Origin of the sequence: Okeania sp. SIO2C9 (assembly GCF_010672455.1) — a bacterium.
Lineage (GTDB): Bacteria > Cyanobacteriota > Cyanobacteriia > Cyanobacteriales > Microcoleaceae > Okeania.
In genome coordinates, this window is the sequence record NZ_JAAHGO010000016.1 from 107165 (window position 1) to 126783 (window position 19619).

The following is a 19619-nucleotide window of genomic DNA, read 5'->3' on the forward strand; positions in this document are numbered from 1 at the left end:
AAAAATTGGTATTAGCAATTCCTGGATTAAATTGTTGGAAAACTATAGTAAATTTATCCTAAAAATGTTGACTATACCTGTTGCTAAAGTAAAAAATTAAAACAAATTATCCATTTTCTCATGCTTCTCTTTTCTGTTGCCTGTTGCCTGTTGCCTGTTGCCTATTTCTGCAATAAATCTACTGTAATAATCCAAATTATTCTCAATATCCATAACAATTTCCCGTAACAAAGGCAAACATTTACGTTGCCAATGAGCCTTCAAAGTTTGATAATTAATTCCCTGTTCTTTAGCAAAACTTTGCCATGTTTTTTTCGGTTCCGCAGCAACTAAAGTTATCCGCTTACTACTTTTTTTAATAGTTAAACCTTTGCGACCTCTAACAATAACCCAATCTTCCTTAACTGTGATTTTTTCCGCGCGATCGCTCAAATAAAAATATTGCACAATAGCTTGAGCATTACAGTTAGGATAATTTTGTGGATGACAACTACTTAACTTCCCCTCTGGATCTGTTTCGATATACAATTCCAAAATTAAACCCTTGTTTTGAGTAGTTTGACTTTCTTCCTGCTGCATCAAACTATCCAAAGAGTCTAAAGTCAGATAAGTAAAACCATCATCAGATAAATTTTCAATCCATTCTCCCTCATCCTTATCTGGTTGCGTGACATTCAGACTCAGTTCCTGACCATGGCGACAGTATAAGTCAAGAATGTCATATTTGAGAAACCCATTCACCCACCTAACATAATGCTCCCGCAACATCGAAGCAGAAACTTGGTCAATATCTGAGCGATCGAGAAACTGTGCCAAATTTTGTCTGACATCAAATAAAGTATTATTGAGCGCCTCCAAATAATTTGGGTGAGCATCTCTGCGAATACCAGGGAACCGAGGAGTTAGACTTAATAAACTGCCCACTGTTTGCTGATATTTCAGACTTCCGGTCGGATAGTTACAGATTTTTTGTAAGAGTTGTTTAAGTTGTTCGTCCATTACTCTAGACGCCATTTCAGTTATCAGTTATCAGTTATCAGTTATCAGTACCTCTGCGCAGCATTCCGCAGGAAAGTCAGAGGCTTGAAATACTGAACTTTATTTTCTCTTGGTCGATTGGATATGGTTAGGAAACCCATCCATCCCACCCTTCGGGAAGCTGCGCTAACGACCCCTTTTTCATCCCCTTGAGGAGGCTTAAGACCTTATTTTTTGGTTAAAGATAAAAAAGCCTCTGAATATACAGTCGAAAGCTTGTCAAAAAATTATGCCAAAAATAACTTCTAACTTTTGACTTTTGACTTTTGACTTTTGACTTTTGACTTCATTAACTAGCGTTCCTGAAATGTAATGGTAAGTAGCTGAAGGTAAAGCAATGTGCCCTGGCTTATGTACAAATTACAGGAGGTGTCCAATAGCTAAAACTTTACATTATAAGCTTTTTATCCCCCCTGTTGCCTGTTGCCTGTTGCCTGTTGCCTGCGCACGGCGCTATAAAATTGAAAAACTTATGTTTTGCGTTGATACTTAATCTACAGGACTTACCCAGAGACTCTACTTATGGGGAGGGCGAATACCATTCGCCCCTACAGATGGGGAGGGCGAATACCATTCGCCCCTACAGATGGGGAGGGTGAATGCCATTTGCCCCTACAGATGGGGTCTAATTTGATATTTTACGTAAGTCCAGATCTAAAAATTATTACCATTCAACAACGCCAATTATCCAAATTGTCCAAAAATGAACTTAATCAGCAAACTATTTTCCAAAATTAACATCCCTAAAAATATCCGCTTTCGACCCAAAAACCTCCTCTGGGTTTCCCTAATAATATTTGGACTAACCCTCACTCAAATCTACACCTATCTACCAACCGCCACTGCTCAACAACCCTCCTCCTTTTCCCCCAGAGAATTTCGAGGAGTATGGGTAGCATCCGTTGCCAATATTGACTGGCCATCCCAACGAGGTCTATCTGTTGCGCAACAAAAATCAGAATTACTCAACATCCTCAACCGGATGCAAGAACTTAACCTCAATGCTTTAGTCTTGCAAGTTCGACCCAATGGAGACGCTTTGTATGATTCTCCCATCGAACCCTGGAGTGGTTGGTTATCAGGCAAACAGGGAACCCCACCACAACCATATTACGACCCACTAGAATTTGCGATCGCCGAAAGTCATAAACGCAATATCGAACTCCATGCTTGGTTTAACCCATACCGCGCTCAACTTAGTCCCAATGATGGTTCCTTTGCTGGAAATCACATGGCGGTCAAATATCCCCAATATGCTTATAGATACGGCAACAACATTTGGATGGACCCAGGGGCGAAAGTTATTCAAGACCAAACTTTCAACACTATTATGGATGTAGTCCGTCGTTATGACGTTGATGCCATTCACTTTGACGACTATTTCTACCCCTACCCTAAACGGGGACAAGAGTTCCCCGACTACCAAACCTATAACGCATACAAAGCATCTGGCGGTACCCTCTCTTTATCTAACTGGCGACGACAGAATGTGAATAATATGGTGCAACGTCTTTACCAAGGTATTCACGCTGAGAAACCTTATGTAAAATTTGGCATTAGTCCATTTGGCATTTATCGCCCAGGGAACCCTCCTGGTATTGTCGGGTTAGATCAATATGAAAGTTTATATGCTGACGTAAAATTATGGATGGAGCAGGGTTGGGTAGATTATTTAGCACCGCAACTTTATTGGCGAATCGACCCCCCTCAACAAAGTTATCCAGTTTTGTTAAATTGGTGGTTACAACAAAACCCACAACGTCGTCATATTTATGCGGGAAACTATTTAAGTCAGTTGCAAGGTGCGGGTTGGTCAGTATCTGAGTTTGAGAGACAAGTTGCTATTTCTCGTCAGAGAGCAAGTCAACTTTCTTTAGGAAATATCTTTTTTAGTATGAAGATGTTTCGAGATAATTTTGCAGGTGTGAATAATGTGTTCAAAAGTTCAGTTTATCCGACTCCAGCATTACCTCCAGCGATGCCGTGGTTAGATAACCAACCTCCCGCACCACCTACAGGAATACAAGTTAATTCTGATGTTATTAGTTGGAGTGCTGATAATACTGGAGATGTTCGCTCTTGGGCGTTGTATCAGCAAAATGGTAATCAATGGTCACTTGTACAAGTATTAAATTCTGCTACTAATGCGGTGAGAGTTACCCCAGGAACTTATGCTTTACGAGCAGTCGATCGCTTGGCAAATGAAAGTGTAGAAGAAGTGGTAACGGTGCAGTAATTCAGAATTTAGAATTTAGAATTCAGAATTTAGAAGTTGTTTTTGTAACCAGGACTTTGAGCAACCTTACAAATAGAACCTAAATTTTCCTACAGCGCTTTTCAAAATTAGTAGACCGAAAGTAGAGACGTTCTATGCAACGTCCCTACTATTTGTAACCAATATTGATCGAATCTTTGTTATATCAATTAATCATAAAAAACTTTCTTCCCTCCTGACTCCTGAGTCCTGACTCCTCCGTTGTTTATTTATAACTATTCAACCGAACATAACATTAAATATGGCTTTCAGTGATTTTAAGACAATTTCGGATGTACAAAAAAAGTATAGAATTAAATATTCAGAAGAGAATTTAATAATTAGTCAAGAATTATTGCCTTCAGACAGTTTGATCGAAGACTTTGAATTTAACAAAGAAAATATAGACTTGTTTGCTTCAGAAGCATCTCGCAGTGAAATTATAATCTCGCCACTATTGCGTGAAGTTTATAAGAAATATTATCAGAAGTATTCATTTTGGATTCGCAAAAGTATTTCTTACGATGAAATTCTCTCTGGAACACCTGACTATATTTTTTCACGACGTTCTGAACTTGGTAAAACTGTATTAGAAAAGCCTATTGTTATTGTTGTTGAAGCCAATAAAAATGATTTTGAGTATGTTTGGGGGCAATGTCTGGCGGAGTTATTCGCGTCACAGAAAATAAATGATAATTTTTTAAAGGGAGTATATGGAATAGTGACAGATGGTAATTTGTGGCAGTTTGGAAAGCTTGTAGCAGACAATTTTATCAAAGATTCTGGGAATTTCACTATCGATAATTTGCCAAGAGTTTATGGTGCTTTGGAAAAGCTAGTTCAATTAGTAGAAGAGGATGATGAGAAATAGGATAATTTGTAGGGGTTTGGTCCGCAAAACCCTAGAGTTCCCTGTTCCTTATTTTCTCTATTCACTCAAAATATTAATGGTTGTTAAAAAACCAGGTTTCTGCTGATTAACGAAAGCTCATATTCGAGAGTCAAAAACATCTATCAACCAAGGACTGATATTTTGATAATTACCCAAATAAGGGTTTACCAAGACCAGAGCAAGCATCCCCAGTTAACTTAACTAATTTATCTTGTTTCCTATGTGGATTTTCTTCTTTTATAAGAGTATTATATTCATCTTGAAAATTTTGATTCACTGTTTTAAAGTCTATAATATTCAAGAATTGAGACTTTTCATTATCACGTATACCATAAACAAAAAGACAAACAGGTTCTTCATTTCTACTGGCCTGAATAAGTCGTGCAAGAAGCGTTTGAGAATTTCTTTTTGATATGGGTTTGGTAATATCAGGAATTGTGCCTTCGTAGTCTACATTTTTAAGAACACTAATATCTTTCTCTGGAGATACACCTTTATTTAGCATTCGATCCGTAGGTTGATGGTCTGTATAAATCATAGAAGTTTGTTCAGATTTTCCTTTTAATCTCTGAACAAAAAAAGCTCTGAGTCCATCTGTTCCATCTTGTTCAGCAAAATTATAAGATGTTTCTGACCATCCTGTGATTTTGACCAAAACCGACCCCGATTTATAATTGCTAATATCTATTGGAGGATGGATAATTGCTTGAAATTCTACAAAATCAACAACAAATCCTATGATAGAAATCATAATACTAGCAATAGTAGCAACAACAAATACCGTACTATTTCTACGGAAAGATTCAATAAATCTGTGCAAGAAATTTTTTTGATTTGCTTGAGTGTTTTGATTGTTTGGATTTTGTGAAGTAGTCATCAGTTGCACCTAAAGTTTAAATTTGGGCGTTAGTAAATCAAGAGGTAAAAATTTAAAGGTCATCCAAAGCGATCGCCCTGAATACCCGACTAAGAATGTTACCCCTAGCAAAAAATCATCTCTTTAACCGCTAATACCAACAGCTGAGTGTTTGTTCAGGATAAAACAACTAAAAGGCAAGACGCTCATTCTACAAAACTATTCAGGAAAAACAACGTGCATACAGAGCAGTATAAATGCTCAAGGAAAGAGGAATTAATCCGGATAATGTATAGAACCCCTGATCGTATCTTCATAAATTTAGCAAGGAGTCAGGAGACAGGAGACAGGAGACAGGAGACAGGAGACAGGAGACAGGAGGTAAGAGGGAAGAGGGAAGATGTGGGGAGAAATAATACAAAAAGCAAGGAGTCAGGAGACAGGAGGTAAGAGGGAAGAGGGAAGAGGGAAGATGTGGGGAGAAATAATACAAAAAATTCAACACACCAACACCAAGATTTTCGGTCAAAATTGATGCGCGAAAAGACTTGACCACCATAATTATATAGATCTCAAATGGGTTCTATAAGCATTATTCCAAAAATTTAAAATTCTTGGTAGGGGTTTGGTCTCCAAACTCTCTAGTAATATTGTTGGTAGTTTTACATAGTAATGGTATACAGGAATAAGAAATACCAGGAACGGGAGCAAGATGCTCCCACTACTATTCCCTATTACCTCTTTTCTATATATTTATCAACCATGCAAAAAAATCAACTCAAACAAAAACTCAAAAACGGCGAAGTCGTACTCGGTCCTTTTATGAATTGTGCTTACCCTGCATTCATAGAAATTTGTGGTCTAGCAGGATTTGATTTCGCAGTTATCGATCTCGAACACGGACCTCTAAATATTTTAGTTGCAGAAGACCTTTGTCGTGCTGCTGACTGTGTTGGTATTGCACCTATTGTTAGAGTCAGCAAAAATGATGCTGCACAAATTCAACGTGCTCTTGATATTGGTAGTGCGGGTGTACAAGTTCCACAAATAGAAACAATAACCGATGCAGAAATAGTAGTGCAAAGTGCTAAATATAATCCCATTGGTTGCCGTGGTTTATCATTTGGAACTCGCGCTGGAGTTTACACTTCAGCAGGTAGTAATATTACCGATAAATTGAATGCAGAATCTTTAGTTGTTGTTCATGTGGAAGGTACAAAAGGAGTCGAAAATCTGAGAGAAATTGTTACAGTTCCTCATATTGATGTAATTTTTCTCGGTCCTTACGATTTATCTCAATCTTTAGGTATTCCTGGTCAAGTTGATGATATTCGAGTAGTTGAATTAATGCAAAAAGCAGTAGAAATTATTCGGAGTTCTGGAAAAGCTGTTGGTACTTTTACTAATAATTCAGAGACTGCAAAAAAATGGATTGATTGTGGAGTGCAGTATATTGGATTAGGTATAGATGTGAGTATTTTCTTACAAGGTTGTCAAGCTTTGGTCAGAGCTGTAAAAGGTTAATTTTTACTTGGGAAGGAAGAGGGAAGAAGGAAGAAGGAAGAGGGGTGGTGGTGCATAGTAATGGTAGAGAGAGTGTGGGGAGATGGGGAGATGGGGAGATGGGGAGATGGGGAGATGGGGGGATGGGGAGATGGGGAGATGGGGGGATGGGGAGTGTGGGAGAAATTAAAAAATATATATCTTCACCATTACCATGCAGGACTACCGGAAGAGGGAAGAGGAAAAAAGTTAATCTAAGAATGTTATCAATAATTGGAGTGACTAAAAGATTTTACAGGAAATGTCCCTTTGACTATATAGTATAAAAACGATTCATTCTGACTCCTGACTCCTGACTCCTGACTCCTAATAAATAGCCTAGCTATTTTTAGCCAACATTTATTCAATTAGTATTAGACTTGTTGGCGTTGGTAACTTGAGGTATGATGTTTTGTCCGGATAAGAGCGCAAACAAAAAAACTTTCTCCCTCTACTATTCTTTCTTCTTTTTTCTTTCCTCCTGACTCCTGAGTTCTGACTCCTGACTCCTAAATAATTAAGATTAATATCATACACGCCCTTCACCAACGCCACATTTTTTAACAAAAATTAATGCTTTGTATAATACTTAGCAACAGTTCTCAGAAATCTGAGCTATATTAAAAATATAGTTGTATAAAACTAAAATTTTGCTCTATAAAATAGGGATAAATATTTATGCAAAAAGTTTTAGAGTCTATTCATTTAGATTACGCTTTTATGTTTACCTATAAAAAGGTAAATTCTATCAGTATGGAAGGCTTTGAAAAGTTTTTTTCTGACCTTCCAGTTGACCCTTACATGAAAGCAAAATATCGTTATAGAAGACTTTCTCGTTTTATTGTCTCTAGGGAAGAATTAATAAAACAACCTCATGGCTATCTTTTGCAAAGTAAAAATTATAATCCTCTAGCAGGAGACATTAAGAGAGAATTTGCCGAATTAGATGACAGACTTATTGTCTTAGATAACTTTAAAAAAATGATTTTAGCTTTCTGCGATTCCTGCAAACTACATCCAGAAGCAGATATTGGAGTTCATCAAATAAGAACTATTTGTTCGCCTAATAATTCAGGTAATCCAGCACCGGAAGGTATTCATAGAGATGGCACAGATTTTATTGGCATATTTGCAGTAGATCGACATAATATTCAAGGAGGTGCAACCCATCTTTATGCTGCGAAAAAACAAAAACCTGTGTTTAGTAAAATTCTCAATCCCGGGGATTTATTATTGGTAAATGACCATGAATTTTTCCACTTTACAACTCCGATTAAACCTGTAACTGAAGAAGCAGGATATCGGGATGTATTTGTTTTGACTTCTCCAAGTTTGATTCATTGAATAAGAGAGAAATAAGGATTAAAAATAGAGATTTATTCTTTGGATAAGTTGTCTGTATATTTGTTGTGAAATAAGAGGAAATTAAACTTATTATATTGTCATAATTACCTTTTCCCAATAGTATCAATATTCTTTTTATCCACCTTCATTCTAAGGGGATAGGAAATAATAAATCTCACTGTTTAATCCCCCATTAATTAAATTTAATACCCCACCTTCACCTCCTATACATTAATTGGAATGAAAATTTACCGAAAAATTAATAATTCAATAATTCAATAATTCAATAATTCGCGCCTTGAAGCCTCCCCTTTCAAGGGAAAAAAAATAAATTTTTTCGGAGTTGGTCAATCCTCTTCCTTTTAGGGATAGGTAATTATCAATTATCCATTATCAATTATCCATTATTGAAAGCACTTTTTAGGATAGTAAGGTACACTTTAATATTAATATTTACTCCCTGCTCCCTATTGCTCCAGAATTTTGTACCCGATCAACTCCGAAACTGCTGTAACTCTAACTCAATAATTGCTAAAACTCCCGAATTCATCTTCTTGAAAAAGAGGATATTAATACCAAATTTATATAAAGTTGCGTAGGATAATATTTTGATCGGAGTTGACTGTAGAGCGAAATAGACAATATCAGTGAATAAATTTCATAATTCTGTTCAGCCTAACATATAATTGGTATAAACTAAACATTATTTTGATATAACAATCAGAAATTATTTCTAACAAATCTAAGGATATATAAAAACTCTGAAACTTTTACCCCTATTCACTGTTCCCTCACAGGAGTCGGCATTCCCATGGCGAGGAGACCTCGCTCCCGTCCGACCGCTTGCGTCTGTCGCACCCCGCGGGGTCGCACCGCTGTTCCCTAAATTAAAAGATATTTTTACCTACAACTAAAATAGGATTGCTGTATAATTTTTAAAGATGTAAATTTTCTTATGAAATCAAATAAAAATGGAACGATACATACAAATATTAAAATTATTTTGGGGGACTGCGATCGCTGCTGAATTAGAATACCGCTTCAATTTTTTTATAGCAGCAATCAGCAGTTTAGGGAATTTATTAGGTAGCTTATTTGGGTTATTTTTATTTTATAGAACAGGCTATAAATTTGATGCTTGGAATTGGGAAGAAGCTTTAATTGTCTTAGCAATTTTTACTATTTTACAGGGTATATCTGCTATTTTTTTGACTCCAAATCTGAATCGCATTGTCACACACGTACAAGAAGGTACTCTAGATTTTGTACTACTAAAACCTATCAGTAGTCAATTTTGGCTTTCTACTCGTACAGTTTCTCCTTGGGGAATACCAGATGTAATTTTTGGTATTCTGTTATTGGAATATGCTGGTAGTAAATTAGGCTTAGGAATAGATAATTATTTGTTTAGTTTAGTACCCCTAGTCTGTGGGATAATTACTCTTTATAGTCTGTGGTTTATTTTGGGTTCAACAAGTATTTGGTTCGTAAAAATTTACAATGTGACAGAGGTCCTGAAAGGCTTATTAGAAGCAGGAAGATACCCAATGGGAGCCTATCCCAATGCTTATCGTTTCTTTTTTACTTTTCTAGTACCAGTTGCATTTTTAACAACAATTCCAACTCAAGCAATCTTAGGTAGAATTGGAGGAACTTGGATAATAGTTTCTTTTATTTTGGCAAGTGGGTTATTATTTGCTTCTATTGGATTTTGGCGGCTGGCTTTGCGCTACTATACCAGTGCTTCTAGTTAATAAGTAGGTGGGCAAAATTATTTGGATATTTATACTGAGATATATTTTCTGCCCCCTATTCTTTACTTCTAAATGTTAAATTAATGTTGCAGAGGTACTTAATTTAGCTATGGAACCAAATCAACTTTTAAGTGAACTTGAGGAAAGTTTAGAATCTGAAGAGTTACTACAAGAAATAGAACAACAGCAACAGCAGGAAGAACAACTTTCTGAAGAAACAAAATTTTCACAGAAACGTCTAATAATTTTATTGTTATCTATTCTCATGATAGAAGTAGGCATCGTCGTCTATGCTCTACAAGCAAGTCAAAAAATAGTAATTATTTCTCCTGAAGAACAAGCTCTTTTAGAACAACAAAAAGCTGAAAAAGATTTAAAAGATGCTAAAAAACTAAATGTTCAAGGTAAGAATATGGTTAAATATCCACCACTTCCTCTAGCGACTTGGGAAGAAGCAGAAGCAAAGTTACTCGAAGCAATTAAATTATTAGAAGAAATTCCTGATGATACTACTGTTGAAAAAGAGGCGAGTAAACAGCTTCAAACTTACCGCCAAGATTATAATAATCTCCGAGAACAACTTATTGTAGAAAAAACAGCAACTTCTAAGTTAGTTACAGCTAAAAAGTTAGCCACAGAAGCAAGTGTAATTGTGCAAAACCCACCTCATCCACCGGAGGTATGGCAAGAAGCTCAAGCTCAATGGCAAGAAGCTATAGATTTACTGCAAGAAATACCTCAAGATACTTTTGTTGCTGCTGAAGCAGTAGAAAGATTAGATGTCTACCGTATTAACTATAGAGCAGTTAGTAGTAGATTAGCAAGGGAAAAAGAGTCAAACTAATTTGGACTGAATAATTAGTAGTCGGATAGGGTCGCCGTTGCATTGGCGACGTATAGTCAGGAGTTATATCAAATCCGGTAGCATCGGTGTAATTAGATGGTGAGATGGGGAGATGGGGAGATGGGGAGTTAGAGAGATAGGGAGATAGGGAGATGGGGAGATAGGGAGATGGGGAGTGAGAGAAATATAGCAATGAGCTCTGGTATATTTACAAATTGCAGGAAAGGCCAAATAGCTGAAAGTCTTATATTATCGGCAATTTATTCCCCCTGTTGCCTGTTGCCTGTTGCCTGTTGCCTGCGCACAGCGCTATATTTGGTAATGGTTGAAGATGGAAGATTTTTTTATACCGATTTACTGAAAAAAACAACTAAAAAGTCGCCCGCTTATGGGCGAGACTTCAGACCCAATTTTTCGGTGAAGCAAAAATACGAACCCTTTAGGGGATTATATAGGTATTATATCAAATCTGTTTGATTGGACATAAAAAAAATCTCGAATCGTCATAACTGCTAAATCTTTGTGATTCTCTCTCCTCCTCACTTCTAAAGACTTAACTAATCTATAAATGTTTAACCTGATTTGATATTAAACCTCTGCATAAATTAAAATTCAACAATCTTTTTACAAGGATTTAAGTGAATTATCGGAGATGTCTATAGTGAAGCAAAAATACGAACCCTTGAGGAGATTACATAGTATTAAACCTCTGCATAAATTAAAATCTAACAATCTTTTTACAAGGATTTAAGTGAATTATCGGAGATGTCTATAGTGAAGCAAAAATACGAACCCTTGAGGAGATTACATAGTATTAAACCTCTGCATAAATTAAAATCTAACAATCTTTTTACAAGAATTTAAGTGAATTATCGGAGATATCTATTCTATGAATTTCGCAATATTTGATTCCATTGTTGTAACGGATAAAAATTGCTATAATTGACTTGAATAAAATAATTTAGAAAAATTATTGTTTTAGGTACATTAGAGTTCAATTTTTTTGGATCTAAAAAAACAACTAAATAACTAACTAGGAATTGTGCAAAATGTTGGCAGTACAAAATTTTTTGCTAATAGTAGCAGAAATAGGTTTGTTACTCGTGATTTTCGGTGTAATTAATTGGTTAGCTGGAGAAATTTTAAAACAACTAACCAAAGCTGTTTCAAGTAAGAAAATTAGAATTACAATTCAAAATATCGAAAAGAATATCCAGACTGTATTAACCCTGAGTGCTGGATTACTCGGTATACTGATATTAGGATTTAATAGTTGGTTAATATATCAAGGAGAAAATCTACTAGAATACACCAAATCATTTATTAATAGTATTCCCAAAGAATTCTGGGAAAATCTAGGTATGGGAGTAGGCAGAAGTTTGTTTTTGTTACTCTTGGTAGCTATTACCCAACCTTACATCCAACGTTTAATAGATAACCTGTCCGACCGCACCAAAAAATTTCAATATATTACAGCTAACGATGAAAGTATAGAATCTTTCTTTAACTTTCTTAGTCTCAACCTAATTAACATTATTTGGCTGTTGAGTCTAACCTTATGTACTCAATTTATCCAACTACCAGAAGTAATTCCGCAATATATGTATATTGCTCTGAGGATATATATCATTATTGCAGTAGGCATACTTCTGGTCAAAGCCAACATCATAATTATCGACACACTAGATGCTCTGAGCGAAAAATACTCCAGTCCTAACAAACTGCTGCGCTTATATGATAGCCTCCGCCATCTCATCCCCTTGTCAAAACGATGTCTTGAGTATGTAATTTACTTGTCTATGGCAAGTTTGGTGTTTCAGCAACTAGAATTTATTGCCTATCTAGCAACTATTGGACCTAAAGTTATTCAGATCGTCGGCATATTTTATACTAGCCGTGTGATTGAAGAAATAGGCAAACTTTTGGCCAGAAAATTTCTACTTGGTGACGACAAAGAATTAGATGAAATTGACAGAAAGAGACGAGAGACTCTCTTACCATTATTCGAGAGTACCCTCAAATATCTAACCTACGTTGGTGCAATTATTGCTATTCTCAATGTCCTCAACATTGACTCTACTCCTGTACTTGCAAGTGCTGGTATTCTTGGTCTTGGTATTAGCATGGGAGCACAGAGTATTGTTGAAGATTTAGTAGCTGGGTTGTTTAATTTATTTGAAGGCTACTACTTAGTAGGTGATTTTGTGGAAATTGATGATATAAAAGGTTATGTGACAGCGATCGAACTTAAAACTACCCGTATTCGTTTTGAGGATAAAGACTATATTATTCGCAATGGCGAAATTGGTAGTATTGTTAACCATTCCAGATATAGTGAGGCAGTCGTAACAGTTAATGTTGCTTATAATGCTAATCTCGAACACGTTTACAAAGTTATAGAAGCAGTGGGGGAAAAATTAAAGCAAGATAATGAGGATGTTTTAGAAGCGACTGAGGTAAACGGGGTTGAAAAGTTTGATAGATATCAGTTAGTAATTCAGACGACCACACAAGTTAAACCGGGCACAAACGAAGATATAGAAATGTATTTGCGTAAAATGATTGTAGATGCTTTTGAAGAAGCAGGGATTGAAATTCCCCATCGTGGCGATCGCAAAAGTAAGAAGAGTCTAGAAGATCAAGACCTGGAGGATAAAGAGGAAGAGGAGGAAGAGGATGAAGAGGATGAAGAGGATGAAGAGGAGAAAGAAGATCAAGAGGATGAAGAGGATGAAGAAGATGAATAACCAACGCCGCAAATTAAGCTGAAGCTAACGGGATATAAAAAATTTGGAGCAAAATACAGCATTGCTGAATCAAGGTATGAAAATAAAAACTGAAGAATATCAAATATTTGTCATTCAATAGTTTAACAATCGCCAAAAAATACAAATTATATCAAGTCCGGTAGCATCAGTATTGTCAGGTAAGAGTAAGGAAGAAGGCTTTAGTTATCTAGGAGAGGGAGAAGAAGGCTTAAAAGCCTGAAAAACCCTAAATTTCCTGTAGATATTCACTCTAACTTTTACACAAATGATACCAGCGGACATAATATCGTACCCAAAATTAGCAATGCCCAAAAGACTAATTAATATATATGTCCGGTTGAATAGTTATAAATAAAGAGGGAGAAGTCATACCCAAGAGGAGAAGACAGTTTTTTTATATCCGAACATGATATAAGTCAGACTCAAAAGATTTAGGATTGTGATTTTGGATGATTAAAAAACCTGGTTTGTTCCCCATAATATCATGTCCGGTTGAATACTTATAAATAAGGGAAGGGATTAGAGAGCGGGGAGCAGGGACGAGGGAACGCGGAGAATAGGGAGATTTGCCCTGTGTAAGAGGATAGGTTTTTTTACCGCTAATTATCTGGACTTGATATAAGCAGGTTCACTAGTCAAAACACAAATAAAATCTATCTTGTGAACTATCACTTAGCAAAATCATTTTAGCAGTCGTTTCACTGTGCTGATCAGTTCTCGTGGTTGAAATGGCTTGGCGATGTAAGCATTTGCACCTTGTCTAATACCCCAATAATGGTCAAAATCTTCTCCTTTAATAGAACAAAAAATTATTGGTAAATCTTTTGTCGAGGGACTCGCTCTGAGACGACGGCAAACTTCATAACCGTTAATATCTGGCATCACAATGTCCAAGATGATTAAGTCAGGTTTATGTATTTCTATTTGCTCCAATGCTTGTAGTCCACTATGAGCAGACGTCACCTTGAGACCACTTTTTTTTAAGAGGTTGATAATCATTTGCCGGTGAGAATTTTGGTCGTCCACTACCAAGATTTTACTCATAATTAACTTTGTCTATATTTTTATTCTATGATTGACTACTGATATAGCGCTTTCCTACGGAATGCTTGCGCAAACGTGCAGGGAACAGGCAACAGGCAATAGGGAGAATAAAAAGCTTATCATATAAGATTTTAGCTATTAGGAAATTCCTGCAATTTGTAAATATACCAGCACGTACTGCTACATATCGCAAGGAACGAGTTGGTTTTTGACATAGATTGATGATGAATCTTAGACAGAGAAATGCTTTTTCCACTGTTGCCTGTTGGCTTTTTCCTACTTTTTTTATATCAAAATTAAATAATACCAATTAAAATTGACCAAATTGATCTAAAATTGAGTACACAATATCAATTTGGAGAAAGAATGTTACGAATAATCAGGGCAGTTAAAAGACACGTGCAGGAGATGTCCCTTGGACTAAAAAGATAAATTCCGACCTAATAAATGGTATCGAACCTATTTATTATGACTCTTGACTCTATCTTCCTGACTCCTGACTCCTAAGAAATAACCTAGTTATTTGTAGCAAATATTTATTAAATTGGTATATCATCTGCTATATCATATCAAATCCGGTAGCATCGATATAAAAATAAAATCTTTTGGGTGGTGGTGCATAGTAATGGTAAAGGAAGTGTGGGGAGATGGGGACCCACCCGCGCGCCCCTCCCAGGAGGGGAATGTGGGGAGATGGGGAGTGTGGGAGATGGGGAGATGGGGAGTGTGGGAAAAATTCAAAAATATATATCCTCACCATTACCATGCAGGACTACCATCTTTTGAAGGTAGTAGTCAGGTAGGAGAGCCGTCGGATTGGCGACGTACAGGAGTTAGGAGGAAAAACAGTTATAAAGATTTCGGGCATTGGTGAAGATGGACAATATTTTTATACCTAATTAAACGGATTTGATTTCATTATAGAAAGGGGCGTTGGTAATTTGAGGTATGATATCATGTCTGGATAAGAGCGCGATAGAACTCCATGACCTTTACGCGACCAAAAAACTTTATCCTTCTACTCGGGGTTTCTTCTTCTTTCTTTCCTCCTGACTCCTAAGCAATTAAGATTAATATCATACACGCGCTTTACCAACGCCGTAGCACAGTCAAACTTTTTTAATTATGCTACCCAATCCTATTATTGCGATCGCCCTTGGCCTAAGGTAGAAATATACACAACGGCTTCATCTACAGGAATACCTAAAATTTCATTCACATGATCGTCAAAGAAACCACCGATACCACTAACACCTAAATTAAGATAAATAGCTGCTAAATTTAGCCTTTGCCCAAGATGGCCTGCATCTGCATGGAGGTAACGGTAAACGCGATCGCCATATTTTGCTACAGCTTTTTTGAGGTCGGCGGTATGAAATAGCACAACAGCAGCATCTCTCCCTAACTCTTGACCCAAGCACAGAAAATGTAGCTCTTGTCGGAAATTTTTAAACCTAATTTGCCGTAGCTCTTGAGCTATTGGAGCATAATAATAACAACCTTCTTCTAAACCATCTACTCCTGAAACAGCAATAAATGTTTCGATTAAACTTAGGTCAAAATAATCAGGGTTACGATCTAAGTCTTGATTAATATAATGATGGGGTTGATAGGTAAAATCTAATACAGCTAATAGTTCTTTTAAAGCAATTGGTTCCCCAGTATACACGCGAGTAGAGCGTCTTTTAAGAATTGTTTTTCTTAAAGCTCTTAAGTCTTTGCCCCATGAGATAGAGGGAGTGACAGTGGAGACTTTTGTACAGAATGGAAAGTTGTATTTATCTTCTGAGTATTCAGGAGTTTCTCTTGTTTTCCAATTAGGCACTTTTGGAGAATTTGAGTTGATGTGAGCAGCTTGATGTAAATATTTTAGCAGCTCGCCATCTGGAATGAGAGGATAATCTGTTTGAGTGCTAGAAGGTAGAGCACTTTCCCATTGTGAGAGATTTTGTTCAATATCTAGTAGATCTGCCAGAGCGATAATAGCGATCGCCTGTTCTTCTTGAGTATCTAGATAAAGCATTTGATTTATTGCTTCATCGGTAAACCCACCAATTAGGTGAGGTCGGTAGTTGGTGAAAGCAGAAGCTAATTCAATATTACCTAGTAAGTGACCTGTATCTAAAAATATTCTTCTATATGCTCGGTCTTCGTAACGCCAAGCAGAGCGATAGAAAATAGTAGTTATGGCGATCGCTAATTTTGTATTTTCTAAAGCTGGATGCCAAAAACAAGCATCTTGCAATTCTGGCCAGATTCTATTATCCCAAAATCTGAGCAAGGAATGAGTTTTGGCCTGATAATTATATAGTCCGGCAGGTAATAGAGGTGTACCACGGGAAATTAAATAAACCTCCGCAGGATACAAACCTCCAGCAGAGGGAGCAGCTCTTAAGTAATGATTTCCCATCATTGTTGCCACTTTACCAGTTAAGCCATAGCTACATAAAAATAAATTAGATAGCCTTTCTCCTTCTCCTAAATCTTTTTCTGGATCAATTTGTTCTTGCAGATAGGGTTTGAGGTCAATAGTTGTCCCGACTTTATATTCTTTGAATGGTATTGGTTGTTTTTCCCAGTCTATTTGGTGATTCTTACTTCCTATTGTTTCTGGGTCGTATTTTGTCCGCTCATGGTAATGTTGAGCGATGGATTGTTTAACTTCCGTCATATTCTTGTTAGGTTTTATTAGATTTAGATATAGTTATGATTTTGACATTTCTGAATGAAAATTTTACAAATCTTAAAAAAGGATTAGAATCGCAGTAATTTTTATAAGGCCATCTTAATATTAAGCTTAATAAAAAAGTGGGTATTTATACTCACAATTTCATATATAAATGATAGTTATCAACTGCTAATCAACTAGCTCTAAAAATATTAAGATGGAGAAAATGAGTGCAGAGGAATTACTGGCAAGATACGCGGAGGGTCAAAGAGAATTTTGTGACATTGATTTGAGTAATATTGAATTATTTGAGGCTGATTTAGAAGGAATTAATTTAAAAGGTTGTGATTTAACAAGAGCTTATATGCCTTATGCAAATTTGAATCAAGCTAATCTTAAAGGATGTAATTTGCAAGAAGTAGAAATGGGAGATATTAAACTGTATCAAGCTAACTTATCTAATACCAATATTTCTCAGGGAAATCTATCGAGAGCTAATTTACGTAATGCTATTCTGAGTGGTGCAAATTTGAATCGAGCCAATTTACAAGGTGCAAATTTATATAATGCGGACCTCACAGACACAGATTTAAGCCATGCAGATTTAAGAAAAGCTAATCTAGAGAAGGCAAAATTAGATAATGCTAAATTGGGATGGTGTAATTTATTTCGAGCTAAAAAAGTTGATTTATCTATGGCAGAACACAATGACACTACTATTGGACCTAATGGGTATTAGAAGGTAATTAATAATTAATAATTAATAATTAATAATTACCTCTGTTGAAAATTATTAGGATTGGTAGAAAGGGTTTTTTTAACTAGCTATTAGCTAAAAGCTATCGGCTATCAGCTATTAGCTAGGGTTGAAATTCCTGGCTGATAAAACTCTTATGGTATCTTGACTTTGATTAAAATTTTGAGCCATGGAGTCGTCCGTGGGATAGAGGCAATAGGAGAAAAAGGTTGAAAAATATTCCCATACTCTTCAATGATGAAGATGAATATATATCTTCTTAGAATCGGCTGAATTCGGTATAAAAAAATGTTTCATCTGAGCCCCATTGCCAAATCTTTCTAGATTTCCCTATCTCCTCATATCCCCACACTCCCCAGTAGATGGGGATGACCAGTGCCACTTCATGGAAGCAAGATACGAGCAAGGGAGCAAGATGCTCCCACTGCTTTTGTCCTCGATCAAAATAATTACAATAAACCACCATGACAATGCACCACCACCTGGCTTATAGAGTGTAAAGTAGAAAATTTTACCGATATTTGATACAATAGAAGTTTTGCATAAATAATATATAGTTGCAGATAGGAGACAAAAATAATGGCCAAAATGTACTATGATACCGATGCCAACCTGGACATCTTAAACGACAAAACTATTGCCATCATTGGTTATGGTTCCCAAGGTCATGCCCACGCCCTCAATCTCAAAGATAGTGGCTCAAAAGTAATTGTAGGACTATATCCAGGTAGTAAGTCTGCCCACAAAGCAAAAGAAGCAGGTCTAGATGTTTACCCAGTAGACCAAGCTGCCGAAAAAGCAGACCTAATTATGATTCTTTTGCCAGACGAAGTGCAGAAAACCGTCTATAAGAACGAAATTGAACCTAATCTCACAGAGGGAAAAATTCTAGCTTTTGCCCACGGCTTTAATATTCATTTTGGTCAAATTATTCCCCCATCAAACGTAGATGTCGTCATGGTTGCTCCCAAAGGACCTGGACATTTGGTTAGACGGACTTATGAACAAGGAGAAGGAGTACCCTGTTTATTTGCCATCTTCCAAGATGCTTCTGGTCAAGCACGCGATCGCGCTATGGCTTATGCTAAAGGTATAGGTGGCACTCGCGCAGGTATCCTCGAGACCAGCTTCCGGGAAGAAACTGAGACTGACCTCTTTGGTGAACAAGCTGTTCTCTGTGGTGGCCTAAGTGAATTAATCAAAGCTGGTTTTGAAACTTTAGTAAATGCAGGTTATCAGCCAGAATTAGCTTACTTTGAATGTCTCCACGAAGTCAAACTAATTGTCGATCTCGTTGTTGAAGGTGGTCTGGCAAAGATGCGCGACAGTATCTCCAATACTGCTGAATTTGGGGACTATACTCGCGGCCCTCGCGTCGTTAATGACCAAACTCGTGCCGAGATGCGGAAAATCTTAAGCGAAATTCAATCTGGTCAATTTGCCCGCGAATTTGTCATGGAAAATCAAACAGGCAAACCTGTATTTACTGCTATGCGTCGCCAACAAGCAGAACACCCTGTGGAAGAAGTGGGTAAAGACTTACGCGCTATGTTTAGCTGGCTAAAAAAACACGGTTAAAGAAGGAGTCAGGAGTCAGGAGTCAGGAGTTAGAAGGGAAGAAAGAAGAGGAGGAAAAGGAGAAAGTTTTTTGTTCGCGCTCTTACCTGGACATGATATCATACATCTTCTCACCAACGCCAATTTTTGTAGTCTTAAAAGAAGAACTTCTGACTCCTAAATATAATTATACCAATGCTACCGGGTTTGATATAATATTAAATCCGGTTATGAAAAACTAATTTTTCCAAATCCTTCTAACCCTTCTGCCTCTCTTGGTGCGCATTCCCTTGCGTCTGAC

The 19619-nt window shown here is 36.7% G+C and carries 17 protein-coding genes; 13 read left to right on the forward strand and 4 right to left on the reverse strand.

All coding sequences use genetic code 11. From position 1 onward, the window contains the following. Positions 1–96: 96 nt before the first annotated feature. Positions 97–1014, reverse strand: a complete 918-nt coding sequence (locus F6K23_RS15490) for a hypothetical protein (protein ID WP_293156929.1) — start codon at positions 1012–1014, stop codon at positions 97–99. A gap of 546 nt (positions 1015–1560) precedes the next feature. Between F6K23_RS15490 and F6K23_RS15495 the strand changes: the two genes are divergently transcribed. From F6K23_RS15495 to F6K23_RS15505, 3 genes are all read left to right on the forward strand, one after another. Then, complete coding sequence (locus F6K23_RS15495; RefSeq protein WP_293156932.1) at positions 1561–1776, forward strand: hypothetical protein; 216 nt, start codon at positions 1561–1563, stop codon at positions 1774–1776. Further along, complete coding sequence (locus F6K23_RS15500; RefSeq protein WP_293156935.1) at positions 1742–3274, forward strand: glycoside hydrolase family 10 protein; 1533 nt, start codon at positions 1742–1744, stop codon at positions 3272–3274. The genes F6K23_RS15495 and F6K23_RS15500 overlap by 35 nt, the downstream gene beginning before the upstream one ends. Before the next feature lie 280 nt (positions 3275–3554). Further along, positions 3555–4163, forward strand: a complete 609-nt coding sequence (locus tag F6K23_RS15505) for a hypothetical protein (protein ID WP_293156938.1) — start codon at positions 3555–3557, stop codon at positions 4161–4163. Between the two features lie 169 nt (positions 4164–4332). Here the strand turns inward: F6K23_RS15505 and F6K23_RS15510 are convergent, their stop codons facing one another. Beyond that, a complete protein-coding gene (locus tag F6K23_RS15510) occupies positions 4333–5061 on the reverse strand; it encodes a hypothetical protein (protein WP_293156941.1) in 729 nt (242 codons plus the stop codon). A gap of 379 nt (positions 5062–5440) precedes the next feature. On the opposite strand from F6K23_RS15510, the gene F6K23_RS15515 reads away from it, so the two are divergent. From F6K23_RS15515 to F6K23_RS15545, 7 genes are all read left to right on the forward strand, one after another. Continuing rightward, positions 5441–5575 carry a hypothetical protein gene (locus F6K23_RS15515; RefSeq protein WP_293156944.1) on the forward strand — a complete coding sequence of 45 codons (135 nt, stop codon included), beginning with the start codon at positions 5441–5443 and terminating at the stop codon, positions 5573–5575. A 227-nt stretch (positions 5576–5802) separates the two neighbouring features. Beyond that, complete coding sequence (locus F6K23_RS15520) at positions 5803–6564, forward strand: HpcH/HpaI aldolase/citrate lyase family protein (protein WP_293157146.1); 762 nt, start codon at positions 5803–5805, stop codon at positions 6562–6564. A gap of 60 nt (positions 6565–6624) precedes the next feature. Then, positions 6625–6801, forward strand: coding sequence for a hypothetical protein (locus F6K23_RS15525; protein ID WP_293156947.1), 177 nt, complete (start codon positions 6625–6627; stop codon positions 6799–6801). 459 nt (positions 6802–7260) lie between these two features. Next, positions 7261–7926 (forward strand): 2OG-Fe dioxygenase family protein, encoded by a 666-nt coding sequence (locus tag F6K23_RS15530; RefSeq protein WP_293156950.1) that lies wholly within the window; start codon positions 7261–7263, stop codon positions 7924–7926. Between the two features lie 971 nt (positions 7927–8897). After that, entirely contained in the window at positions 8898–9680 is a 783-nt protein-coding gene (locus tag F6K23_RS15535) for an ABC transporter permease (protein WP_293156953.1), read from the forward strand. Positions 9681–9789: 109 nt separating this feature from the next. Next, the gene (locus tag F6K23_RS15540) at positions 9790–10524 is read left to right on the forward strand and encodes a hypothetical protein (RefSeq protein WP_293156956.1); all 735 of its coding nucleotides are present in this window, start codon (positions 9790–9792) and stop codon (positions 10522–10524) included. A 1049-nt stretch (positions 10525–11573) separates the two neighbouring features. Next, complete coding sequence (locus F6K23_RS15545; RefSeq protein WP_293156958.1) at positions 11574–13271, forward strand: mechanosensitive ion channel family protein; 1698 nt, start codon at positions 11574–11576, stop codon at positions 13269–13271. 702 nt (positions 13272–13973) lie between these two features. Here the strand turns inward: F6K23_RS15545 and F6K23_RS15550 are convergent. After that, positions 13974–14336 (reverse strand): PleD family two-component system response regulator, encoded by a 363-nt coding sequence (locus F6K23_RS15550; RefSeq protein WP_293156961.1) that lies wholly within the window; start codon positions 14334–14336, stop codon positions 13974–13976. A 625-nt stretch (positions 14337–14961) separates the two neighbouring features. On the opposite strand from F6K23_RS15550, the gene F6K23_RS15555 reads away from it, so the two are divergent. Beyond that, complete coding sequence (locus F6K23_RS15555) at positions 14962–15210, forward strand: hypothetical protein (RefSeq protein ID WP_293156964.1); 249 nt, start codon at positions 14962–14964, stop codon at positions 15208–15210. Positions 15211–15477: 267 nt separating this feature from the next. On the opposite strand, the gene F6K23_RS15560 is transcribed toward F6K23_RS15555, so the two are convergent. Next, positions 15478–17007, reverse strand: coding sequence for a SagB/ThcOx family dehydrogenase (locus F6K23_RS15560; protein ID WP_293156967.1), 1530 nt, complete (start codon positions 17005–17007; stop codon positions 15478–15480). A 223-nt stretch (positions 17008–17230) separates the two neighbouring features. On the opposite strand from F6K23_RS15560, the gene F6K23_RS15565 reads away from it, so the two are divergent. Beyond that, positions 17231–17743: a pentapeptide repeat-containing protein gene (locus F6K23_RS15565; RefSeq protein ID WP_367267712.1), complete on the forward strand. Its 513-nt coding sequence runs from the start codon at positions 17231–17233 to the stop codon at positions 17741–17743. Positions 17744–18340: 597 nt separating this feature from the next. After that, positions 18341–19339: a ketol-acid reductoisomerase gene (gene ilvC / locus F6K23_RS15570; RefSeq protein WP_293156973.1), complete on the forward strand. Its 999-nt coding sequence runs from the start codon at positions 18341–18343 to the stop codon at positions 19337–19339. The last annotated feature ends 280 nt before the right edge of the window (positions 19340–19619 follow it).